The sequence below is a fragment of the Dielma fastidiosa genome (assembly GCF_000313565.1).
Lineage (GTDB): Bacteria > Bacillota_I > Bacilli_A > Erysipelotrichales > Erysipelotrichaceae > Dielma > Dielma fastidiosa.
On sequence record NZ_HE578932.1, the window covers coordinates 58,516 to 75,527 of the forward strand.

18 protein-coding genes and 1 riboswitch are annotated in these 17,012 nt (G+C 44.3%); of the genes, 17 read left to right on the forward strand and 1 reads right to left on the reverse strand.

What is annotated here, in order from left to right:
• Window positions 1–185, forward strand: a 185-nt coding sequence (locus DAHG_RS21475; RefSeq protein ID WP_034457495.1) for a hypothetical protein, incomplete at its 5' end; no start/stop codon positions are given.
• A gap of 30 nt (window positions 186–215) precedes the next feature.
• Here the strand turns inward: DAHG_RS21475 and DAHG_RS16775 are convergent.
• The gene (locus DAHG_RS16775; protein ID WP_022939503.1) at window positions 216–1,580 is read right to left on the reverse strand and encodes an MATE family efflux transporter; all 1,365 of its coding nucleotides are present in this window, start codon (window positions 1,578–1,580) and stop codon (window positions 216–218) included.
• 241 nt (window positions 1,581–1,821) lie between these two features.
• Between DAHG_RS16775 and DAHG_RS16780 the strand changes: the two genes are divergently transcribed.
• From DAHG_RS16780 to DAHG_RS16855, 16 genes are all read left to right on the forward strand, one after another.
• Window positions 1,822–3,330, forward strand: coding sequence for a DUF1538 domain-containing protein (locus DAHG_RS16780; protein WP_022939504.1), 1,509 nt, complete (start codon window positions 1,822–1,824; stop codon window positions 3,328–3,330).
• Window positions 3,327–3,989, forward strand: coding sequence for a hypothetical protein (locus DAHG_RS16785; protein WP_022939505.1), 663 nt, complete (start codon window positions 3,327–3,329; stop codon window positions 3,987–3,989). The genes DAHG_RS16780 and DAHG_RS16785 overlap by 4 nt, the downstream gene beginning before the upstream one ends.
• A gap of 33 nt (window positions 3,990–4,022) precedes the next feature.
• Window positions 4,023–4,094: riboswitch (Fluoride riboswitch) on the forward strand.
• Window positions 4,095–4,136: 42 nt separating this feature from the next.
• Window positions 4,137–5,315, forward strand: coding sequence for a cation:proton antiporter (locus tag DAHG_RS16790; protein WP_022939506.1), 1,179 nt, complete (start codon window positions 4,137–4,139; stop codon window positions 5,313–5,315).
• A 66-nt stretch (window positions 5,316–5,381) separates the two neighbouring features.
• On the forward strand, window positions 5,382–6,251 hold the full coding sequence (locus DAHG_RS20140; RefSeq protein ID WP_022939507.1) for a Cof-type HAD-IIB family hydrolase: 870 nt from the start codon (window positions 5,382–5,384) through the stop codon (window positions 6,249–6,251).
• A 132-nt stretch (window positions 6,252–6,383) separates the two neighbouring features.
• The gene (locus tag DAHG_RS16800) at window positions 6,384–7,001 is read left to right on the forward strand and encodes a helix-turn-helix domain-containing protein (RefSeq protein WP_022939508.1); all 618 of its coding nucleotides are present in this window, start codon (window positions 6,384–6,386) and stop codon (window positions 6,999–7,001) included.
• A 225-nt stretch (window positions 7,002–7,226) separates the two neighbouring features.
• Window positions 7,227–9,125: a BglG family transcription antiterminator gene (locus DAHG_RS16805; protein ID WP_161650565.1), complete on the forward strand. Its 1,899-nt coding sequence runs from the start codon at window positions 7,227–7,229 to the stop codon at window positions 9,123–9,125.
• Between the two features lie 3 nt (window positions 9,126–9,128).
• The gene (locus DAHG_RS16810; RefSeq protein ID WP_022939510.1) at window positions 9,129–10,265 is read left to right on the forward strand and encodes an amidohydrolase/deacetylase family metallohydrolase; all 1,137 of its coding nucleotides are present in this window, start codon (window positions 9,129–9,131) and stop codon (window positions 10,263–10,265) included.
• Entirely contained in the window at window positions 10,234–10,611 is a 378-nt protein-coding gene (locus DAHG_RS16815; RefSeq protein WP_161650567.1) for a PRD domain-containing protein, read from the forward strand. The genes DAHG_RS16810 and DAHG_RS16815 overlap by 32 nt, the downstream gene beginning before the upstream one ends.
• Window positions 10,604–10,969 (forward strand): SFCGS family glycine-rich protein, encoded by a 366-nt coding sequence (locus DAHG_RS16820; RefSeq protein WP_022939512.1) that lies wholly within the window; start codon window positions 10,604–10,606, stop codon window positions 10,967–10,969. Before DAHG_RS16815 ends, DAHG_RS16820 begins: the two co-directional genes overlap by 8 nt.
• A gap of 2 nt (window positions 10,970–10,971) precedes the next feature.
• On the forward strand, window positions 10,972–11,271 hold the full coding sequence (locus tag DAHG_RS16825) for a DUF4312 family protein (RefSeq protein WP_022939513.1): 300 nt from the start codon (window positions 10,972–10,974) through the stop codon (window positions 11,269–11,271).
• Window positions 11,272–11,991 (forward strand): DUF4311 domain-containing protein, encoded by a 720-nt coding sequence (locus DAHG_RS16830; RefSeq protein WP_022939514.1) that lies wholly within the window; start codon window positions 11,272–11,274, stop codon window positions 11,989–11,991.
• Window positions 11,992–12,003: 12 nt separating this feature from the next.
• Window positions 12,004–12,651 carry a DUF4310 family protein gene (locus DAHG_RS16835; protein WP_022939515.1) on the forward strand — a complete coding sequence of 216 codons (648 nt, stop codon included), beginning with the start codon at window positions 12,004–12,006 and terminating at the stop codon, window positions 12,649–12,651.
• 11 nt (window positions 12,652–12,662) lie between these two features.
• A complete protein-coding gene (locus DAHG_RS16840; protein ID WP_022939516.1) occupies window positions 12,663–13,769 on the forward strand; it encodes a DgaE family pyridoxal phosphate-dependent ammonia lyase in 1,107 nt (368 codons plus the stop codon).
• A gap of 1 nt (window position 13,770) precedes the next feature.
• The gene (dagF, locus tag DAHG_RS16845) at window positions 13,771–14,505 is read left to right on the forward strand and encodes a 2-dehydro-3-deoxy-phosphogluconate aldolase (protein ID WP_022939517.1); all 735 of its coding nucleotides are present in this window, start codon (window positions 13,771–13,773) and stop codon (window positions 14,503–14,505) included.
• A 54-nt stretch (window positions 14,506–14,559) separates the two neighbouring features.
• A complete protein-coding gene (locus tag DAHG_RS16850; protein ID WP_022939518.1) occupies window positions 14,560–15,672 on the forward strand; it encodes a DgaE family pyridoxal phosphate-dependent ammonia lyase in 1,113 nt (370 codons plus the stop codon).
• A 57-nt stretch (window positions 15,673–15,729) separates the two neighbouring features.
• Window positions 15,730–16,908, forward strand: a complete 1,179-nt coding sequence (locus DAHG_RS16855; protein ID WP_022939519.1) for an iron-containing alcohol dehydrogenase — start codon at window positions 15,730–15,732, stop codon at window positions 16,906–16,908.
• Window positions 16,909–17,012 lie beyond the last annotated feature (104 nt).

Consider the following 17,012-nt stretch of genomic DNA (forward strand, 5'->3'; position numbering starts at 1 on the left):
CTAACGCTTCCAAGGATGAAGACGTAAAGAAATATGAAGCGTTAAGTCAGGAAGAAAAGGATATGCTTGCCGATGTGACATCTTCTGCGACAATGAGTCTGCAGGATGGTCATGGCGATATCTTAAAAGCGATCCGCAAGAGCTTGGAAAATAAACATGCGATTGATTTAAAGATTGGACAATAGTAAAAGAAGGACCCTTGATGGGTCCTTTGCTTATTCAATGATACCAGCTTTTAATTTACGGCGTTTCAGCCAGCCGCCCTGCAGATAATAGAGGATAAAGAAAATAGAAGTCACGATCCAGGTTATAGGATAACATTGCAGAATCTTATCCAGTAATACGTTTTGCGGCATATAATATGCTATCCAAGCAATTCTTAAGCCGCAGATACCCAAGGCAGTCATCACCATCGGTACAAAGGATTCACCGCAGCCGCGCATGGCGCCTGAAAGCAGCTCAATGCATACATAACAGACATAGAAGGGGCCTAAAATCCATAGTATCTGCATACCGATTTCAATGACCTGAGCATCATTGGTAAAGAGGCGATAGATGAATTGACCGGTACTTAAGAAGAGGCATGAAATCGCGATGGCGGTTATCGAGGCCATAAGTATCGATATTTTTACACTCTTATGCACACGATCAAGCTTGCGGGCGCCAAAGTTTTGACCGACAAAGGTAGTGATAGCTACGCCAAAAGCACCCATTACCATCCAGAATAAGCCGTCAATTTTGCCATAAGCGGTCCAAGCGGCAATCGAATTTGTACCATAAGCATTAATGCTTGACTGTATAATAACATTGGAAATCGCGTACATGACCGACTGCAGACCTGCCGGCAGACCGATAATGATAATTTCTTTTAAAATGGTTGGGTTTAAGCGGATTTCGCGCGGATGCAGCTGATAAAGCGTATCGGAACGGATCAGCGTATAGGAGACAAGGATTGCGCTCACCAGCTGAGAAAGAATGGTCGCGACGGCAACCCCCATGACTTCCCAGCGAAAGATTACAACGAATAATAAATCCAGAACGATATTGACACCGCAGGCAGCAATCAGATAATACAACGGCCGTTTGGCATCACCGACAGCCCGTAAAAGCCCGGAACCCATATTATAGATCATCTGCGGAATGACACCGATAAAATATATCCGCAGATAGGTTAAGGAATAAGCCATGATTTCCTCAGGCGTCTGCATCATCCGCATGGCACTTTCCGCCCCGAAGATGCCGATAACCATCAATATAGCACCGCCCAATATTCCCAACGCGATAGAAGTATGAACAGAGCGATGAATGTTTTCACGATCCTGAGCGCCGAAGTATTGCGCTAAAACAACACCGGCACCCGAGGAGAGACCAACGAAAAAGCCAACCGTTAGGTTAATCAGTGTACCGGTCGTACCGCCCACAGACGCAAGGGCTTCCTTGCCGACAAAGTTACCGACGATAATCGCATCGACCGTATTGTAAAGCTGTTGGAAAAAGGTACCTAAGACGATAGGAAAAAAGAAAATCAGCAGCTGTTTCCAAATGACCCCTTCCGTAATCCCATTAACGGTATTTTTCATAAACATCCCTCCTAAAAATATAAAATGTACCCATAAAACTATGAGTACATGTTCACCCTGAACAAGTAAGATTTATTCTAAAAACCTTCATGCAGATAAGTTTACATGAAGCAGATTTGCCTGTCAATATTTGTTGCTTACTTTATCATTAAGAATGACATTTTTAATCATTATTTACAGAAAGAAATGAAAAATATGTTATAATTAACTTAAACTAACATAGTATGGAAAGAGGTGACGAATGAGAAAGTTAAAACAGAAAATTAATGAAGCATTGGCTTCGGTAATTCCGATTACCCTGATTGTTTTTATATTAAGTATTACCATCGCACCGCTGCCGCTTGGCATGATGCTGATGTTTTTGGCAGGGGCTTTGCTGCTGGTTGCCGGCATGGGCTTCTTTGCGCTGGGCGCAGAGCTGTCAATGATGCCGATTGGTGAAGGGGCAGGCAGTGAACTGGTAAAAAGCCGGCGCTTGCCGATCATGATTCTAGTAACCTTTGCGATGGGTGTGATTATTACGGCGGCGGAACCAGACTTAACGGTATTAGCGCATCAAGTGCCGGCCGTTCCGGATCGTATTTTGATTTGGACTGTGGCCGCAGGTGTAGGCATTTTTCTCATTTTGGCATTGCTGAGAACCATCTTTAAGCTCAAACTGAAATATATGCTGCTGATTTTATATGCGGCAGTCTTCATTTTGGCTTATTTTACGCCTGACAGCTTTTTAGCTGTTGCTTTTGACAGCGGCGGTGTGACTACCGGCCCAATTACCGTACCCTTTATCATGGCGTTGGGTATCGGTCTGGCTCGCTTCAATGATGAAGCCCATTCACAGGAAGAAAGCTTTGGTTTAGTCGCGCTGTGTTCCATCGGTCCTATTTTGGCGGTGCTGATATTAGGCATTCTTTATCATCCTGAGGGGGTCAGCTATACGCCCTTTGAGATGGTTCATGTTGAGACGACACAGGATGTCTTTAAAACCTTTATGGCAGAAATACCGCATACAATTTTTGAGGTAGGTAAAGCGCTGGGGCCGATTTTAATCTTCTTCTGCCTGTTTCAGTGCGTGACCCGCTGTTTCTTAAAACGTCAGTTAATAAAAATTATCATTGGTACAATTTATACATTTATTGGTCTTGTTTTATTTCTATGCGGCGTAAATGTCGGTTTTATGCCGGCGGGCAGTTATCTGGGTGCCCAAATTGTCACGCTGCCTTATGCATGGATTTTAATACCGATTGGTATGATCATCGGCTATTTTATCGTAAAGGCTGAACCGGCGGTTCATGTGCTCAAGGAACAGGTGGCTGAAATTTCAGCGGGAACGATCTCGGCACGGGCGATGGAGCTTTCTCTGTCAATTGGCGTAGCTTTATCCTTAGGCATTGCGATGCTGAGAATTTTAAGCGGGATCAATATCATGTTTTTTCTGCTCCCCGGCTATGCGCTGTCTTTGCTTTTGAGTTTTTATGTACCGGAAATTTTTACGGCTATTGCTTTTGACAGCGGCGGTGTTGCCAGCGGTCCAATGACGGCGACATTTTTGCTGCCTTTTGCGATGGGAGCCTGTGAAGCGATTGGCGGTAATGTTTTAACCGATGCGTTTGGTATCGTTGCCCTTGTAGCGATGACACCGCTGCTGACGATTCAGCTTTTGGGATTGATTATGAAGCTGAAACAGCGTGAGCTTAAGCTTGATTTAGAGGGTGATGATCAGATTATTAATTTTGAGGAGGCTGAACTATGAGCAAAGCGACAGTAAAATGTATGGTACTGATCGTTAATCGTGATCAGGGCAATCGAATCGGCAGTATCTGCCATCAGCATCAGCTGTACTTCTCTTATGCGTGTATGGCATCAGGCACCGCCAGCAGTGAGTATTTGAATTATCTCGGTCTGGGAGAAACGGAAAAAGAGCTGGTATTTACTTTTGCGCCTGCTCATGTTCTTGCATCACTTCAAAAGGCAATCGCGGCGGCAATTCATATTGAAAAACCAAACAGCGGGATTATTTTTACCATGCCGCTGAGCAGTATCAGCAGTTTATTTTTAAAAAATATCATGCTTAATCATGGCGAGGAGACAGTGTCTATGGAAGAAGGTAAATATGCTTTAATTTGTGCAGTTGTAAACAAGGGCTGTCAGGAGTTAGTAATGGCAGAAGCTAGAAAGGCCGGGGCTAAGGGCGGCACCTTGCTGCATGCTCGCTCATTAGACAGTGAAGCCAGTCAGTCATTCATGGGACTGACGGTTCAAGCGGAAAAGGATGTGATTTTGATTCTGAGTACGGCGGATAAGAAGCAGGCTATTATGGAAGCAGTCAATCAGACCTGCGGCTTGAAGAGTGAGGCCGGCGGCTGTTTGTTTGCGCTGCCGGTTGATAGTGTGCTGGGCTGTAACTGCTGATAAGGCTTGCTTGATTTAGCTGCTTATGCTATGATAATAACAGGGAATGAAGTTCTCCCTCGGAATAAACCGAAACCGCGTAAAGCTGATGACTTCTGCAACTTTTTTGTTGTGGATCATCAGCTTTTTTTTGAAAGGGGATTAATTATGTTAACAAGCTTAGCCTTACTATTTATTGTGGGATTATTTGCAGGCTCAGCAGCTGAAAAGCTGCATCTGCCTCCGTTATTTGGCATGCTGCTGGCAGGAATTTTGTTGGGGCCCTTTGGCCTGCGTCTGCTCAGTGATTCACTGCTGTCCATCTCTGCTGATTTAAGACAGCTCGCATTGGTAATCATTTTGCTGAGAGCGGGTCTGTCATTAGATATTAATGATTTAAAAAGGGTGGGCCGGCCGGCGTTTCTGATGTGTTTTCTGCCTGCCTGCTTTGAAATTGCCGCCATGGTGCTGATCGCGCCGCGTATCTTCAATATTACGGTCATTGAAGCAGCCTTGCTGGGCAGTGTTATCGGCGCTGTTTCACCCGCTGTCATTGTGCCTAAAATGCTGAAGCTTATGGAAAGCGGTTATGGCAGTGAGAAGAGTATTCCGCAGCTGATTTTGGCTGGTGCTTCGGTTGATGATGTGTTTGTGATCGTATTGTTTTCCATTTTCACATCCTTAGCGGCTGGCGGTACCGTGACGCTGCTCAGCTTTGCCGATATTCCCGTCTCTATTCTTTTAGGCGCGCTGATCGGCTGTCTGAGCGGCTGGCTGCTGCAGCGGCTTTTAAAATGGGTGAAGTCTGAGCCCTATCAAGTCTTGCTTGTCCTGAGCGCGGCATTGCTGCTGTGTGGATTGGAAAATAGCTTAAAAGGCCGGGTGGCGCTTTCGGGCTTATTAGCGGTGATGAGTATGGGAATCACTCTTCAAAAATGCTCGCCGATTCATGCCAAAACACTGCGGCCCATCTTCTCAACATTATGGAAAGGCGGAGAAATCATGCTGTTTGTCTTAGTCGGTGCTGCTGTAAATATCAATTATGCGGCAGCGGCTGGCTTACCTGCCGTCTTCCTGATATTCTGTGTGCTGGCAATTCGCATGCTGGGCGTGGCCTGCTGTCTGTTTAAGAGTGATCTAAGCGGCCGTGAGCGTCTTTTCTGTATGATTGCCTACACGCCAAAAGCTACTGTTCAGGCAGCGATTGGCTCAATTCCGCTGGCGATGGGTTTGCCATGCGGAGAGCTGATTCTGACTATCGCGGTATTATCGATTCTGATTACAGCTCCTTTAGGCGCCTTTATGATTGATTTAACTTATCCTAAATTGCTTCAGCATACTTCCTGATCTGGATAAATTATTTGCATGTCCCTTTACTTTGCTGATACAATAAGGACTGAAGGGCGTGATTAAATGATTAAATGGATCGTAACCGATATGGATGGAACCTTACTGAACAGTCAGGATCAAATCAGCAGCCGCAATAAAGCGGTATTAATGAAATGTCAGCAGCAGGGAATCAAGCTGATTCTGGCCAGCGGCCGCAGTCAGTACCGGCTTTATCCTTATGCGCAAGCTTTGGATATGAAAAAATATGATGGCTATTTTATTGAGGTCAACGGGATGGCATACCGTCATCTGCAAAGCAATGAACGGGTTTTATTTAAGCGATTAAATCATGAACAGATCGTTGCTGTTTTTAATGAACTGAAAAAATATGGCGGTGAGATTCAGTGTTATCTTGATGATACGATCTATATGGCAATGACGCCTTGGGTCTTTGCGCAAAAGCAGAAGGAACGGAAAGAACTGCAGCTGCCGGATGATTATCCATGGACGGGCGGCGCCTGGGGCTGGCTAGGCGATACCCGTAACGGTTATCCATATATTCATTGGGTTTATTCAGCAGCCCAGCTGCCAAGGGAATTAAATAAAATAACTTTTATGCGTGAGCCAGAATATGTCACTTCTATCATGGCAGAGCTGAGTAAGCGCTTTGCGGATTGTGAATTAGTGCGCCCGGTTCCCAGAGCCATCGAATTTTCACCAAAGGGAATTACGAAAGGCAGCTGTCTTGAAAAACTGATGAAGGATGAAAACATCGGTGTTGATGAAGTGCTGGTAATAGGTGATGGTGAAAATGATATCGATATGTTTTCTAAAGTAAAATATTCAGTAGCCATGGGTAACGCGGAAGCTTATGTTAAAGAGCGGGCGTATGATCTGACCTTAAGCAATGATGAGGATGGTGTAGCGGCAGCTATTGAAAAATACTGCTTTTAAATAGCTGATTTTAACGAAATAAGGCTTTTGGCAGGCATTCGCAACCACTGGTTGACAACTTTCAAGACGCGGTTGGTGTTCATGACAGCAGCATTCTTGATAAGATGAGCTTGTCAGGAAAGGAGTTTTATTATGAATCTATCAGATCGAATTCAGCAGTTAAGAAAGCAGCGGGGCATCTCACAGGAGGGCTTGGCGGATCAGCTCGGCGTTTCAAGGCAGGCAGTATCAAAATGGGAAAGTGAACAGAGCATTCCCGATTTAGATAAGATTATCCTGCTGAGTGAATATTTTGGAGTTACGACAGATTATCTACTCAAGGGTATCGAGGAAGCTGACAATGGTAAGCAGCTGCCCAATGCCAATATCTTTGTGATCACAGCCACAGTTTTTAATTTTATCGGCTTGATTATGTCGGCGGCGGTTTGGTATGAAGAACAGCTTGCGACCTCAATTGTCATTGGTTTAGTTATTATGGCGGTTGGCTGTATGGTTTATGGAATTGGCATGTTTACCGCTTCAGAAGCTACGAAGGCTGGTGCCAGCTGCAATTTCTGGATGATCAATATCTGGCTGCTGACGCTGATTCCATTTTCATTTATCTATAATATACTCTTGGTTGGCTATGCCGCCCCGTATCCGCAACTTGTACAGCCATTGATCGCATATCCGCTTTTTTGGTTTGTCTACATCGCGGTAGGGTTATGTGTCACGATGGTTATGGTAAAAAGACGCCGTGCAAGTAAATGAAAGATCATTGAAAAGCTATGCATTAAATCTATAAATTGCAACGATCAATGATGATCCGACATCTCACTGTCGGATTTTTTCTTTCATCAGATTATTTCTGCAATTTTAAACAATTCAAAATTGCAGTTACTTTACATGTTTTTGCAATTTGTTAGAATTAAAACAAAATAAATCCCTGTTAAAATGAAAATGTAACAGGAGCAATTGAAAGAAGGGATGACTGACGTGAAGCTTCAATTAAATAACCGCCAGATCGAAATATTAAAAAATCTGATTGCTGCTGGCACACCGATGGATATAACGGTATTGATGAATCGCTTTGGCAAAAGTGAGCGAACGATTCGCTATGATTTGAATGAGATTCGTGAAGCACTTGAAAAGCAGGGGATTGATGTACGGACGAAGGCTAAAAAGGGGTTTTATATCCCCGCTGAACAAAAGCCCAAGGCCAGCCGTGTCATTGCTGAGAATGGTCAGCAGGAGGAGCCGTCATTGCTGGATGATTCCGATGAAACAAGGAATAATTCAATGCTGCTTTATCTGATGCTGCAAAGCAAGCCGATCAGCGCTGATGAGATTGCCGATACCTTCTATATCTCACGTTCAACTGCAATCCGTATTCTGAATAACTTAGAAGCGGCTTTCAGCGGTATCCGCGTCAATTCACAAAAGGCCTATGGCTATCAGTTAGAGGCCGAGGAATTCATGCTGCGCAAGATTGTGACACAGCTATTGGTAAGCGCATTTAAAGGCAGCTATACACCGGAAGATTGGTATTTGCTGCTGCCGCGTATCCTTAAGGAAGAGATTTCAATGCTGACCATCAGCGATGTCTCACAGGCAATCAAAAAGGTGAACACACATTATAATGTCTGGCTCTCCAATACGGCTTTTATCAATCTGCTGAGCTATTGTCTGATCCGCGATCTGCGGCTGCGCAAGGGTTTTACACAAAATAACCAAAAGGCAGCGGGCAGTGATTATACAATGGCGCTGCTTCAGGAGCTTGGCAACCGCGGTATCAATACGCTGGAAGTTCAATGGATGAATACGATTTTAAATTCTAACGGTATCTTTGTAAATCAAAGCTGTTTGGATCTGAATGAATTGGATCACGCGCTTGATGAGATGCTTGAGCTGCTGAAAGCAGATAAGCATCATCTGCCTTATGTCTTTGATACGATTACCTTATATGATGATCTGTATGAGCATCTTCAGCATACGATCAATAAAGAATATCTGCATCTTGAAAATGATGAGAATCCTTTAATTGATGAATTGAAAGAAAATTACGCAGATTTTTATTTATTAGCTAATGATTTTGCAGACATCTTTGAAAAGCATTTTCTGATGAAGCTCTCTGAGAATGAAATCAGCTATCTGGCAATTTATCTTTATAAGAATCTGATCAATCAGACAGCAAGCAACAAAAAGGTTTTGGTTGTCTGTGCGACCGGCAAGGGTTTAAGCAATCTGCTGACAACGCGTATCCGCAATGTGTTCCAGAATCTGACAATTGTCGGTTCGGTATCGCCTTATCAGCTTGACAACATCAATTTGTGGAAGGATATCGATTTTGTGATATCAACGATTCCAATCGCGCATTCAGCTTATCCGGTCATTAAGATTTCCCGAATCTTATCGATGGAAGATATTCAGCGGATACAGGAATTTCTGCATTATGGGAAATTCATTGATTCTATTCCGATGGATCACAGTAATTCAGCTTCCTTTAATGCTAAGAATGATCCCTTTGATTTATACAAGGATGAGCTAGATCCCAGCAAGACTGATTTGGCAGCGGCTTCAACCTTATACAGTAAGCTGCAGCTGACCTTGCTTGAATATATCAGCAAGCTGCCGCCTGAGGTTTCAATGGGTCAGGACGCGGTACTCGGTATGCTGATTCATATGAGTATGGCAGTGCCTCGCTGGTTTTCTCAGCAGAATGAAGAAGATGAGGAAGAAATTATTGAGGCTTATTATAAATACCGCGATGAACAGAGTAATGTGTTTGATTTAATGGAAAAATTCTTCGCTCTTGTTGAGGAAAGCTTATTGATTACAATTCCGATTCATGAGCGGTACGCGTTTTTCCTCTATATATTCAACAAGGAGGTTTGACACATGTTGGAACTACTTATTAAGAATGGCAGTCTGCTGAGTCCGGTCAATGGTTATCATCAGGAAGTGATGGATATCCTGCTGAAAAATGGCCGGATTGAAAAAATCGCACCGCACATTGAAGCGGCAAACGCAGAGGTGATTGATGCTTCCGGCTGTTTAGTAACACCGGGTCTGATTGATATTCATGTGCATTGTTTCCCGCAATGTTCACTGGGGATTGAACCGGATGTATTGGGTATCAAACGCGGGGCAACGACGATCTTTGATGCCGGCAGCAGCGGCGCTTTGAATTATGAGACTTTCCGCAGTGAGTATATTGACCAAAGCAAAACAAAGGTCTTCACCTTACTGAATGTCTCTAAGCTGGGGCTGGCAGAACCGCATGAGCTTGATGATCTGAATAAAATTGATCGGCAAGCGCTGAAGGCGGCGGTTGCTAAGTATCCGGATAACATTGTGGGTTTGAAGGCCAGAGCCAGTGCCAGTGTGGTTGGCGCCATGGGGTTTGAACCGATTCGTCTGGCAGCTGAAATCGCTCATGAGGTTAAGCTGCCGCTGATGGTTCATGTCGGCAATTACCCGCCGGCTTTAAAAGATGTGCTGAATGTACTTGAAGCCGGTGATATCGTGACTCATGCTTATCATGGCAAAAAGGGCGGTATCTTAAATGCTGACGGTACTATTATTGAGGAAGCGCTGAACGCGCGCAAACGCGGGGTTCTCTTCGATATTGGACATGGGGTGGCAAGCTTCAGCTTTAAAACCTTTAAACAGGCGATGACGCAGGACTTTGACTGTGATTTGATTTCAACCGATCTGCATGTGGAGAATTATCAAGGCCCGGTATACAATCTGGCGGCGGTACTTTCAAAACTGCTGAATTGCGGTGAATCGCTTGAAGATGTTATCAGTAAGGCAACCAGTGTTCCGGCTAGACATTATCAGCTGAAGGGACTGGGAGAATTGAAAGAAGGCTTTATCGGTGATCTATCCGTGATGAAGCTGAGTGACTGTGATGAAGCGGTTGTGGATTCGATTGGTGATTCATTAACGCTGAAGCAGCGGCTGACTTTAGTCAATACGATTTATAGCAGGGGGGATGAAATTGAAGTATTTAGACACGATACTGAACAATAGTGATGTCAGTGCGGAAGTAAGCGAAGAAATCGTACGCTGCATGAAGCAGGTCGATGAGAAGCTTAAGCAGTTAAAGATTGAATTCAGTGATGAGAATGCGGAAATGGTGTTTACGAATCATTTAGTAGCACTTACGAAACGTATTTTGAGTAAGGAATTTATTCCGGATCTTGATGATTCACTGATGGAAGGAGTTTCTTTACAGGCGATGCAGCTTTCAGAAGAATTGGTAAAGGATTTGTTTGAAAGCCATGGCTGTGAAGTAAATAAATCAGAGTTATTTTTAGTAGCTACTCATATTCAATTATATCTCGAAAACAGAAAGGATGGGAAAAACAATGAGTAAGGAAATTTTAGTAGTAATCGGTCATCGTATGGGTAAAGGTCAGGCGGTAGCCAGAGGTGTTGAAAAGGCAGGCGGTAAGGCAATCGTTATTCCAGGCATGGCAGCGGATATGAAATTAGGCGATGTGATGCATGAAAATAATGCCGATTTAGGGATCAGCTTCTGCGGCAGCGGCGGTGCCGGCGCATTGACAGCTCAAAATAAATATGGCTATAAGGCTAAATCTGAGCTGCGTTCAATTGAAGCAGCCTGTACAGCTGTTGAAGATGGCTGTAAGGTAGTTGGACTGGGCTTCATGGATGTGGAAGACTTAGGTCAAAGACTTGTGGAAACATACCGTAAAGTACACGGAGAGTAGTCATGAGCGAGCAGCTGCTGAAGGAGATGGATCATACTGTTACGGTGACAATGAGCGGTGACGGTATGGTTGATACGGTGGGGAAGATTTTTAATATGATGCGCAAGCAAGTATTCCAGGATATCAACAAGCCGATCATCCAGATGGATACTCAGGAAGTCTATTTTGACAAGGTGGATGTCACAGAAAAGAAGGAAGCTTTCCTGTTTATCTTCATGCCAAGAGTACGCCGTTATTACACGGTAACTGCCCGCATTGTATTAAAGGTTAAATATTTAGATGTCCAAGAGGAGGATAAGTAAATGAATGTCGAGGTTATACTTTATTCAGTAATTATTGGTGTTATCGGCGGCGGCTGTATCGCGGCCGGTGCTGCCAGAATGTTCCATGCACCTGAGATTCAGGCGATGGGCGCATTCAGAACATTGGGAGAATTTAACGCATGTAACGGTGACCCGGTTGCCCATTTCTCATTCGGGTTAGGGTTCTTCTTCTCAGCAGCGGCTTCTGCGTTAGGTGCCGGTGCTTTATCAGGGGATGTATTCCATCGTATTGTACCAAACTGGGCGGCTGCATCATTGTTGGTTAAAAACCGTAATGTTGAAGAAACAATCCAGAATCCGCGCAAAATGATGATGGCTGGTTCAGTAATCGGCGCCTTAATCGTTACCTTCCTTAATACGATGGCGACAATTATTCCAGAAAAGCTTTCTTTGATTGCGAATAACGTATTGACACCAGCTACCGGTTGGATGCTGAATCCGGTCATGCCTGCTATTTTCTGGCTGGCAGCGATTGACGCCGGCCGTTACACAGGTATGTGGGGTACGATTTTAGGCGGTATTTCCGCATTAGTATCAGGCAATGCGGTGCCAGGTATCGTATTAGGTATCCTGATTGGTAAATCAGCTGAAGAAAATGGTTATAAGAGCGGCATCGTTAAGGTTCTGATTGCAATTGTTGTGGTAATGTTCATTGCCATCGCATACTTCAGAGGCTTCTTTGCTAAGCTTGGTCTGTAGGAGGAACAATCAATGGAAAAGAAAACATTTGCACAAAAGGTTGATGCCTTTTTAATGAAAGATGAAACGTTTATTTTATTGATTATGGGAGCTGCGGCGGCAATCTTCGCAGGTACCTTTATGTATATTAAATTCGGCACGGGTGCATTTAATGATATCGCGATTGTACAAATGCTCAGAGATGGTCTTGACGGCGGTGATTTCGCGGCAGCGGCAGGCTTTGCGGCAGGCTTCTTGATTGCCCGTGTACTGGAAGGACCATTAGTAGGTATTCTTGATATCGGCGGTTCTTTGATGACAGGTGTTGGTATCGGTATTCCGGCATTATTATTATCGATGGGTGTTACAATGCCATTTGACAATATTCTGTTCGCATTAGTAACCGGCGCCGTGATCGGCCTTGTCTTAGGTGCGGTAATCATCGGTATTCGTAAGCTGGTTCCGGATGGTGTTGCGGTTGGCGGTACTAGTATCATGATGGGTGCTGGTAATGCGACCGGCCGTTATTTGGGCCCAATGATTATTGTAGCTGCTTGTCAGTATAATGTTTGGGCTGGTATCGGTTCAATTATCGGCGGTGCGATTTTCTACAAATTAGGTAAAGAAATGACCGGCGGCGCGATCCTTGGCGCTATGATTCTCGGCGCATTCTTCCTATAGGATCAATTGCTATGAGCATTTATTCAACGATCGGACTGCCAAGAGTGATTAATGCGGCCGGCCGAATGACAGCACTTGGTGTTTCTACTCTCAGTGATGAGGTTGCCAGGGCGGTTGTCGAAGGCGGTCAGTCTTATGTGGTTATCGATGAATTAATGGATAAAGCCGGCGAAATTATCGCTGCCTATACAAAAGCAGAAGCCAGTCTGGTAACATCCAGTGCTTCAGCGGGAATCTGCATGAGTGTGGCCGGTGTTATTTCTAAAGGCAAGAAATCAATTATTGAACGGCTTCCGGATGCGGGCGGCTTGGCGAATGAGATTTTGCTGATGAAGGGGCATGTCGTTCAGTTCGGCGCGCCGATTACCTCACTGATCCGCCTGGGCGGCGGTCAGCCTGTTGAGGTTGGCATGGCTAATGATGTCAGTGAAACCGATATGATTGAGGCAATCAGCGATAAAACAGCGGCATTGCTTTATGTCAAAAGTCATCACTGTATTCAGAAGGGAATGCTCAGTCTTGAGAAAATGATTGAAATTGCGCATGCTCATAATCTGCCGCTGATTGTTGACGCGGCAGCCGAAGAGGATATGTGCAAATATGTTGCAATGGGTGCTGATCTTGTTATTTACAGCGGTGCTAAAGCACTTGAAGCGCCGACTTCCGGTTTTGTAACCGGCAAAAAGCAGTATATAAATTATGCCAGAAAGCAGTATAATGGTATTGCCAGACCGATGAAAATCGGTAAGGAAGGCATCATGGGACTGTTAAAGGCAATGGAGCTTTATTTTAATAAAGATCATGCTGCCGAGGTTAAGCTGAATCTTGAAAGTGTTGCTTATCTGAATGAGCAGATCAATCAGATCAAAGGCTTAACGGCTATACAGGTTCAGGATGAGGCCGGCCGTGAGATTTATCGTTCTCAGGTCAGTGTTGATGAATCACTGACTCATAAGTCAGCTTTAACCATCGATGCTGAGCTGCGTTCAGGGAATCCGGCGATTCACTGCCGCAAGCATTTGCTGAGTATGGGAATCTTATCCTTTGATACCCGGCCTTTGGGTAAGGGTGATAAGGAAATCATCGCTGCGCGTCTAAAAGAAATTGTGGAGGGTTAATATGTCAAATATCAATTATTATAACGATCGTGTATGTCTGAATGTACTGGCAGGTAATTTGGAAAACGCGAAGGAAATCTATGCGGCTGCCGAAAAGCATGTAGTTGTCGGTGTGCTGTCAGCGAATTATCCTGATGTGCCAAGTGCTGTCGAGGATATGAAGAAATACAATGAAGCTCTGGAAGGCAATCTTTCTGTAGGGCTTGGCGGTGGCAACCCGAATCAGTGGCGGGCCGTTGCTGAAATTGCTAAGGAAATCAAGGCTAATCATTTTAATCAGGTTTTCTCAGCCGTAGGCTGGACACGGGCGAACGTCGGTGACGACGGCTCACATATCAATGCGCTGGTATCACCTACCGGCACACCGGGTTTAGTCAAAATTTCTACCGGGCCGTTAAGCAAAGACGCTGAGCCGGCATTGGTACCGGTTGCTACAGCTATTGCGATGATTAAGGAAATGGGCGGCAATTCCGTGAAATTCTTCCCAATGGGCGGTTTAAAGTGTAAAGATGAGCTGATTGCGGTAGCAAAGGCTTGTGCACAGGCTGACTTCATTCTTGAGCCAACCGGCGGTATCGATTTGGATAACTTTAAGGAAATCCTTCAAATCATTTTAGATGCTGGTGTAAAACAGACCATTCCGCATGTTTATACATCAATTATTGATAAGGAAAGCGGCTGCACCCGGATCGAAGATGTAAAAACTTTAATGAGCATTGTGAAAGAACTTGCTTAAATAAATCAAAGAGGCAATTCTGCCTCTTTCTTACTTTAGAAATGAGGGAAACGAATGAATATCTATACAGAGAATGGTTTACATGGCGTTATCAATGCTTCTGGCAGAATGACTAAGCTAGGTGTTTCAACTGTCAGTGAAGAGGTCGGCAAAACATTGGTTGAGGCGGCTGGCAATTATGTAGTCATTGATGAATTGCTTGAATGGGCTGGCAAACGCATCGGCGAGCTGATCGGCTGTGAAGATGCCTGTGTTACTTCCAGTGCCTCCAGCGGCATTGCTTTGAGTGTGGCCTCGCTGATCTGCGGTGATGATCTGCAGAAGGTGCATCGTTTCAGTGAAACGGTGTTGAATACAAAAAAGCGTGAGGTTATCTTATTAAAGGGACATAATGTTGATTTTGGCGCGCCAATTGATTCTATGATTGAAATCGGCGGCGGCAAGGTTGTGGAAGTCGGTTATGCCAATGGTTCGAAAATTGAAGATATTACGCATGCCGTTAATGAGAATACGTGTGCGATCTTCTTTGTGAAGAGTCATCACTGTGTTCAAAAGGATATGGTTGATGTGCAGACGGTTATTAAAGCTGCCAATCGGCTTAATATTCCATGTATTGTCGACGCGGCGGCAGAAGAGGATCTGTCTAAGTATGTACAGATGGGCGCTGATTTTGTCTGCTATTCAGGTGCTAAAGCATTATCCGGACCGACCAGCGGCTTTGTCGCCTGCGCGCACAGTAAAGATGCGGCGAATATGCGGCTTCAATACAAGGGCATTGGCCGGGTTATGAAAATCGGCAAGGAAAATACGATGGGCTTGGTGAAGGCGATTGAAATCTATCAGCGCAATCACGGTTATGTGCCAACGGTTACTTATGAAGATTTAAAAGCATTCACGGAAAGCTGCAATACCATTAAGGGAATCACAGCTTCGATTATTCAAGATGAAGCAGGACGCGCTATTTATCGCAGTAAGATCAATGTCAGCGAGGCTGAATACGGCATGAATGCCAAAGCGCTGGTGAAACAGCTGCAGGCTCATGATCCGGCAATCTATACCCGCGATTATCAGGCTAATATCGGTTCAATCGCGATTGATCCGCGGCCTTTGAAAAATAAAGGCGAGTTGGATACGATTTTTGAAGTATTAAAGAAATTAGGTAAATAAGTTTGCCCCGGGATATTTCTCGGGGTATACTGTTTCTGTAAGCAAAGGAGGCAATTTATGGATAATTTTGTATTCTATAACCCAGCTAAAATCATTTTTGGCAAGGATCAGGAAAAAACAGCAGGCGAATGGATCAGAAAATATGATGGACATAAGGTATTGCTGCATTACGGCGGCGGTTCAATTAAGAAAAACGGTGTCTATGATACGATTATCGCTTCTTTAAAAGCGAATGATCTGCCTTTTGTTGAGCTTAGCGGTGTGGTGCCGAATCCGCGTTATTCTCTGATTCAGGAAGGCATCGCATTATGCAAACGTGAAGGTGTCGATTTTATTTTAGCTGTCGGCGGCGGCAGTGTCATCGATTCGGCGAAAGGCATTGCGGCAGGTGTATTGCTAAATGAAGATGAAGATTTATGGGAAGATTATTATATGTTTAAACGCGGCCCTGAAAAAGCGCTGCCGCTAGGTACGGTATTAACAATTCCGGCTACCGGTTCAGAAAGCTCGCGCAGCTCGGTAGTAACTAATGAAGCCACTCATTTTAAGCGTTCCATGGCTGCTGACTGCATGATTCCCAAGTTTTCAATCATCAATCCAAAGACGCATTATTCACTGCCGCCTTATCAGATTGCCTGCGGCTGTGCTGATATTCTGGCTCATCTGATGGAACGTTATTTCACACCCACTGAAAATGTTGATTTCACTGATCGGATGCTGGAGGCAAGCATGAAAACCGTGATCAACTACGCGCCGCTGGCTATCAAGTATCCAACTGATTATAATATCCGGGCTGAAATAGCGTGGGTGGGAACCATCGCCCATAATGGCTTATTAAATACCGGCCGCCTTGGTGATTGGGCAAGTCATGATCTGGAACATGAATTAGGTGCCATTTATGACATCTATCATGGTGAGGGATTAGCGATTACTTTCCCGGCATGGATGAAATATGTTTATAAACAGAATCCAAAACGCTTTGTGCAATTTGCGCAGCGGGTATGGGATGTAGAATTTTCAGCGGAACAGGAGGAAAGAATCATTCTTGAAGGCATTCATCGTCTTGAGCGCTTCTTTACTGAATTAGGCTTGCCGATCCGCTGTTCACAGCTGCATATCGATCATTCAAGATTTAGAGAAATGGCTCAGAAAATCATGGTTAACCGCGATCATGAGGGTGAATTCATGAAGCTCTATGAAGAGGACTGCTATCAGATTTACTGTTTGTCTGAATAATTGTTTAGTTTTGATATAAAATCTCATCAACATCATAAATTTAATTAAAAATATGGATAATCTATTCAAAATATAGATTATCTTTATTTATTATATGGAAATTC

Excerpts from the sequence above, each read along its gene's own strand:
- DAHG_RS16820 (WP_022939512.1), top strand. The coding sequence starts at position 10,604 with ATGAGTAAGGAAATTTTAGTAGTAATCGGTCATCGTATGGGTAAAGGT.
- dagF (WP_022939517.1), top strand. The coding sequence starts at position 13,771 with ATGTCAAATATCAATTATTATAACGATCGTGTATGTCTGAATGTACTG.
- DAHG_RS16830 (WP_022939514.1), top strand. The coding sequence starts at position 11,272 with ATGAATGTCGAGGTTATACTTTATTCAGTAATTATTGGTGTTATCGGC.
- DAHG_RS16785 (WP_022939505.1), top strand. The coding sequence starts at position 3,327 with ATGAGCAAAGCGACAGTAAAATGTATGGTACTGATCGTTAATCGTGAT.
- DAHG_RS16775 (WP_022939503.1), bottom strand. The coding sequence starts at position 1,580 with ATGAAAAATACCGTTAATGGGATTACGGAAGGGGTCATTTGGAAACAG.
- DAHG_RS16810 (WP_022939510.1), top strand. The coding sequence starts at position 9,129 with ATGTTGGAACTACTTATTAAGAATGGCAGTCTGCTGAGTCCGGTCAAT.
- DAHG_RS16825 (WP_022939513.1), top strand. The coding sequence starts at position 10,972 with ATGAGCGAGCAGCTGCTGAAGGAGATGGATCATACTGTTACGGTGACA.
- DAHG_RS16855 (WP_022939519.1), top strand. The coding sequence starts at position 15,730 with ATGGATAATTTTGTATTCTATAACCCAGCTAAAATCATTTTTGGCAAG.
- DAHG_RS16790 (WP_022939506.1), top strand. The coding sequence starts at position 4,137 with ATGTTAACAAGCTTAGCCTTACTATTTATTGTGGGATTATTTGCAGGC.
- DAHG_RS16780 (WP_022939504.1), top strand. The coding sequence starts at position 1,822 with ATGAGAAAGTTAAAACAGAAAATTAATGAAGCATTGGCTTCGGTAATT.
- DAHG_RS16800 (WP_022939508.1), top strand. The coding sequence starts at position 6,384 with ATGAATCTATCAGATCGAATTCAGCAGTTAAGAAAGCAGCGGGGCATC.
- DAHG_RS16840 (WP_022939516.1), top strand. The coding sequence starts at position 12,663 with ATGAGCATTTATTCAACGATCGGACTGCCAAGAGTGATTAATGCGGCC.
- DAHG_RS16850 (WP_022939518.1), top strand. The coding sequence starts at position 14,560 with ATGAATATCTATACAGAGAATGGTTTACATGGCGTTATCAATGCTTCT.
- DAHG_RS20140 (WP_022939507.1), top strand. The coding sequence starts at position 5,382 with ATGATTAAATGGATCGTAACCGATATGGATGGAACCTTACTGAACAGT.
- DAHG_RS16835 (WP_022939515.1), top strand. The coding sequence starts at position 12,004 with ATGGAAAAGAAAACATTTGCACAAAAGGTTGATGCCTTTTTAATGAAA.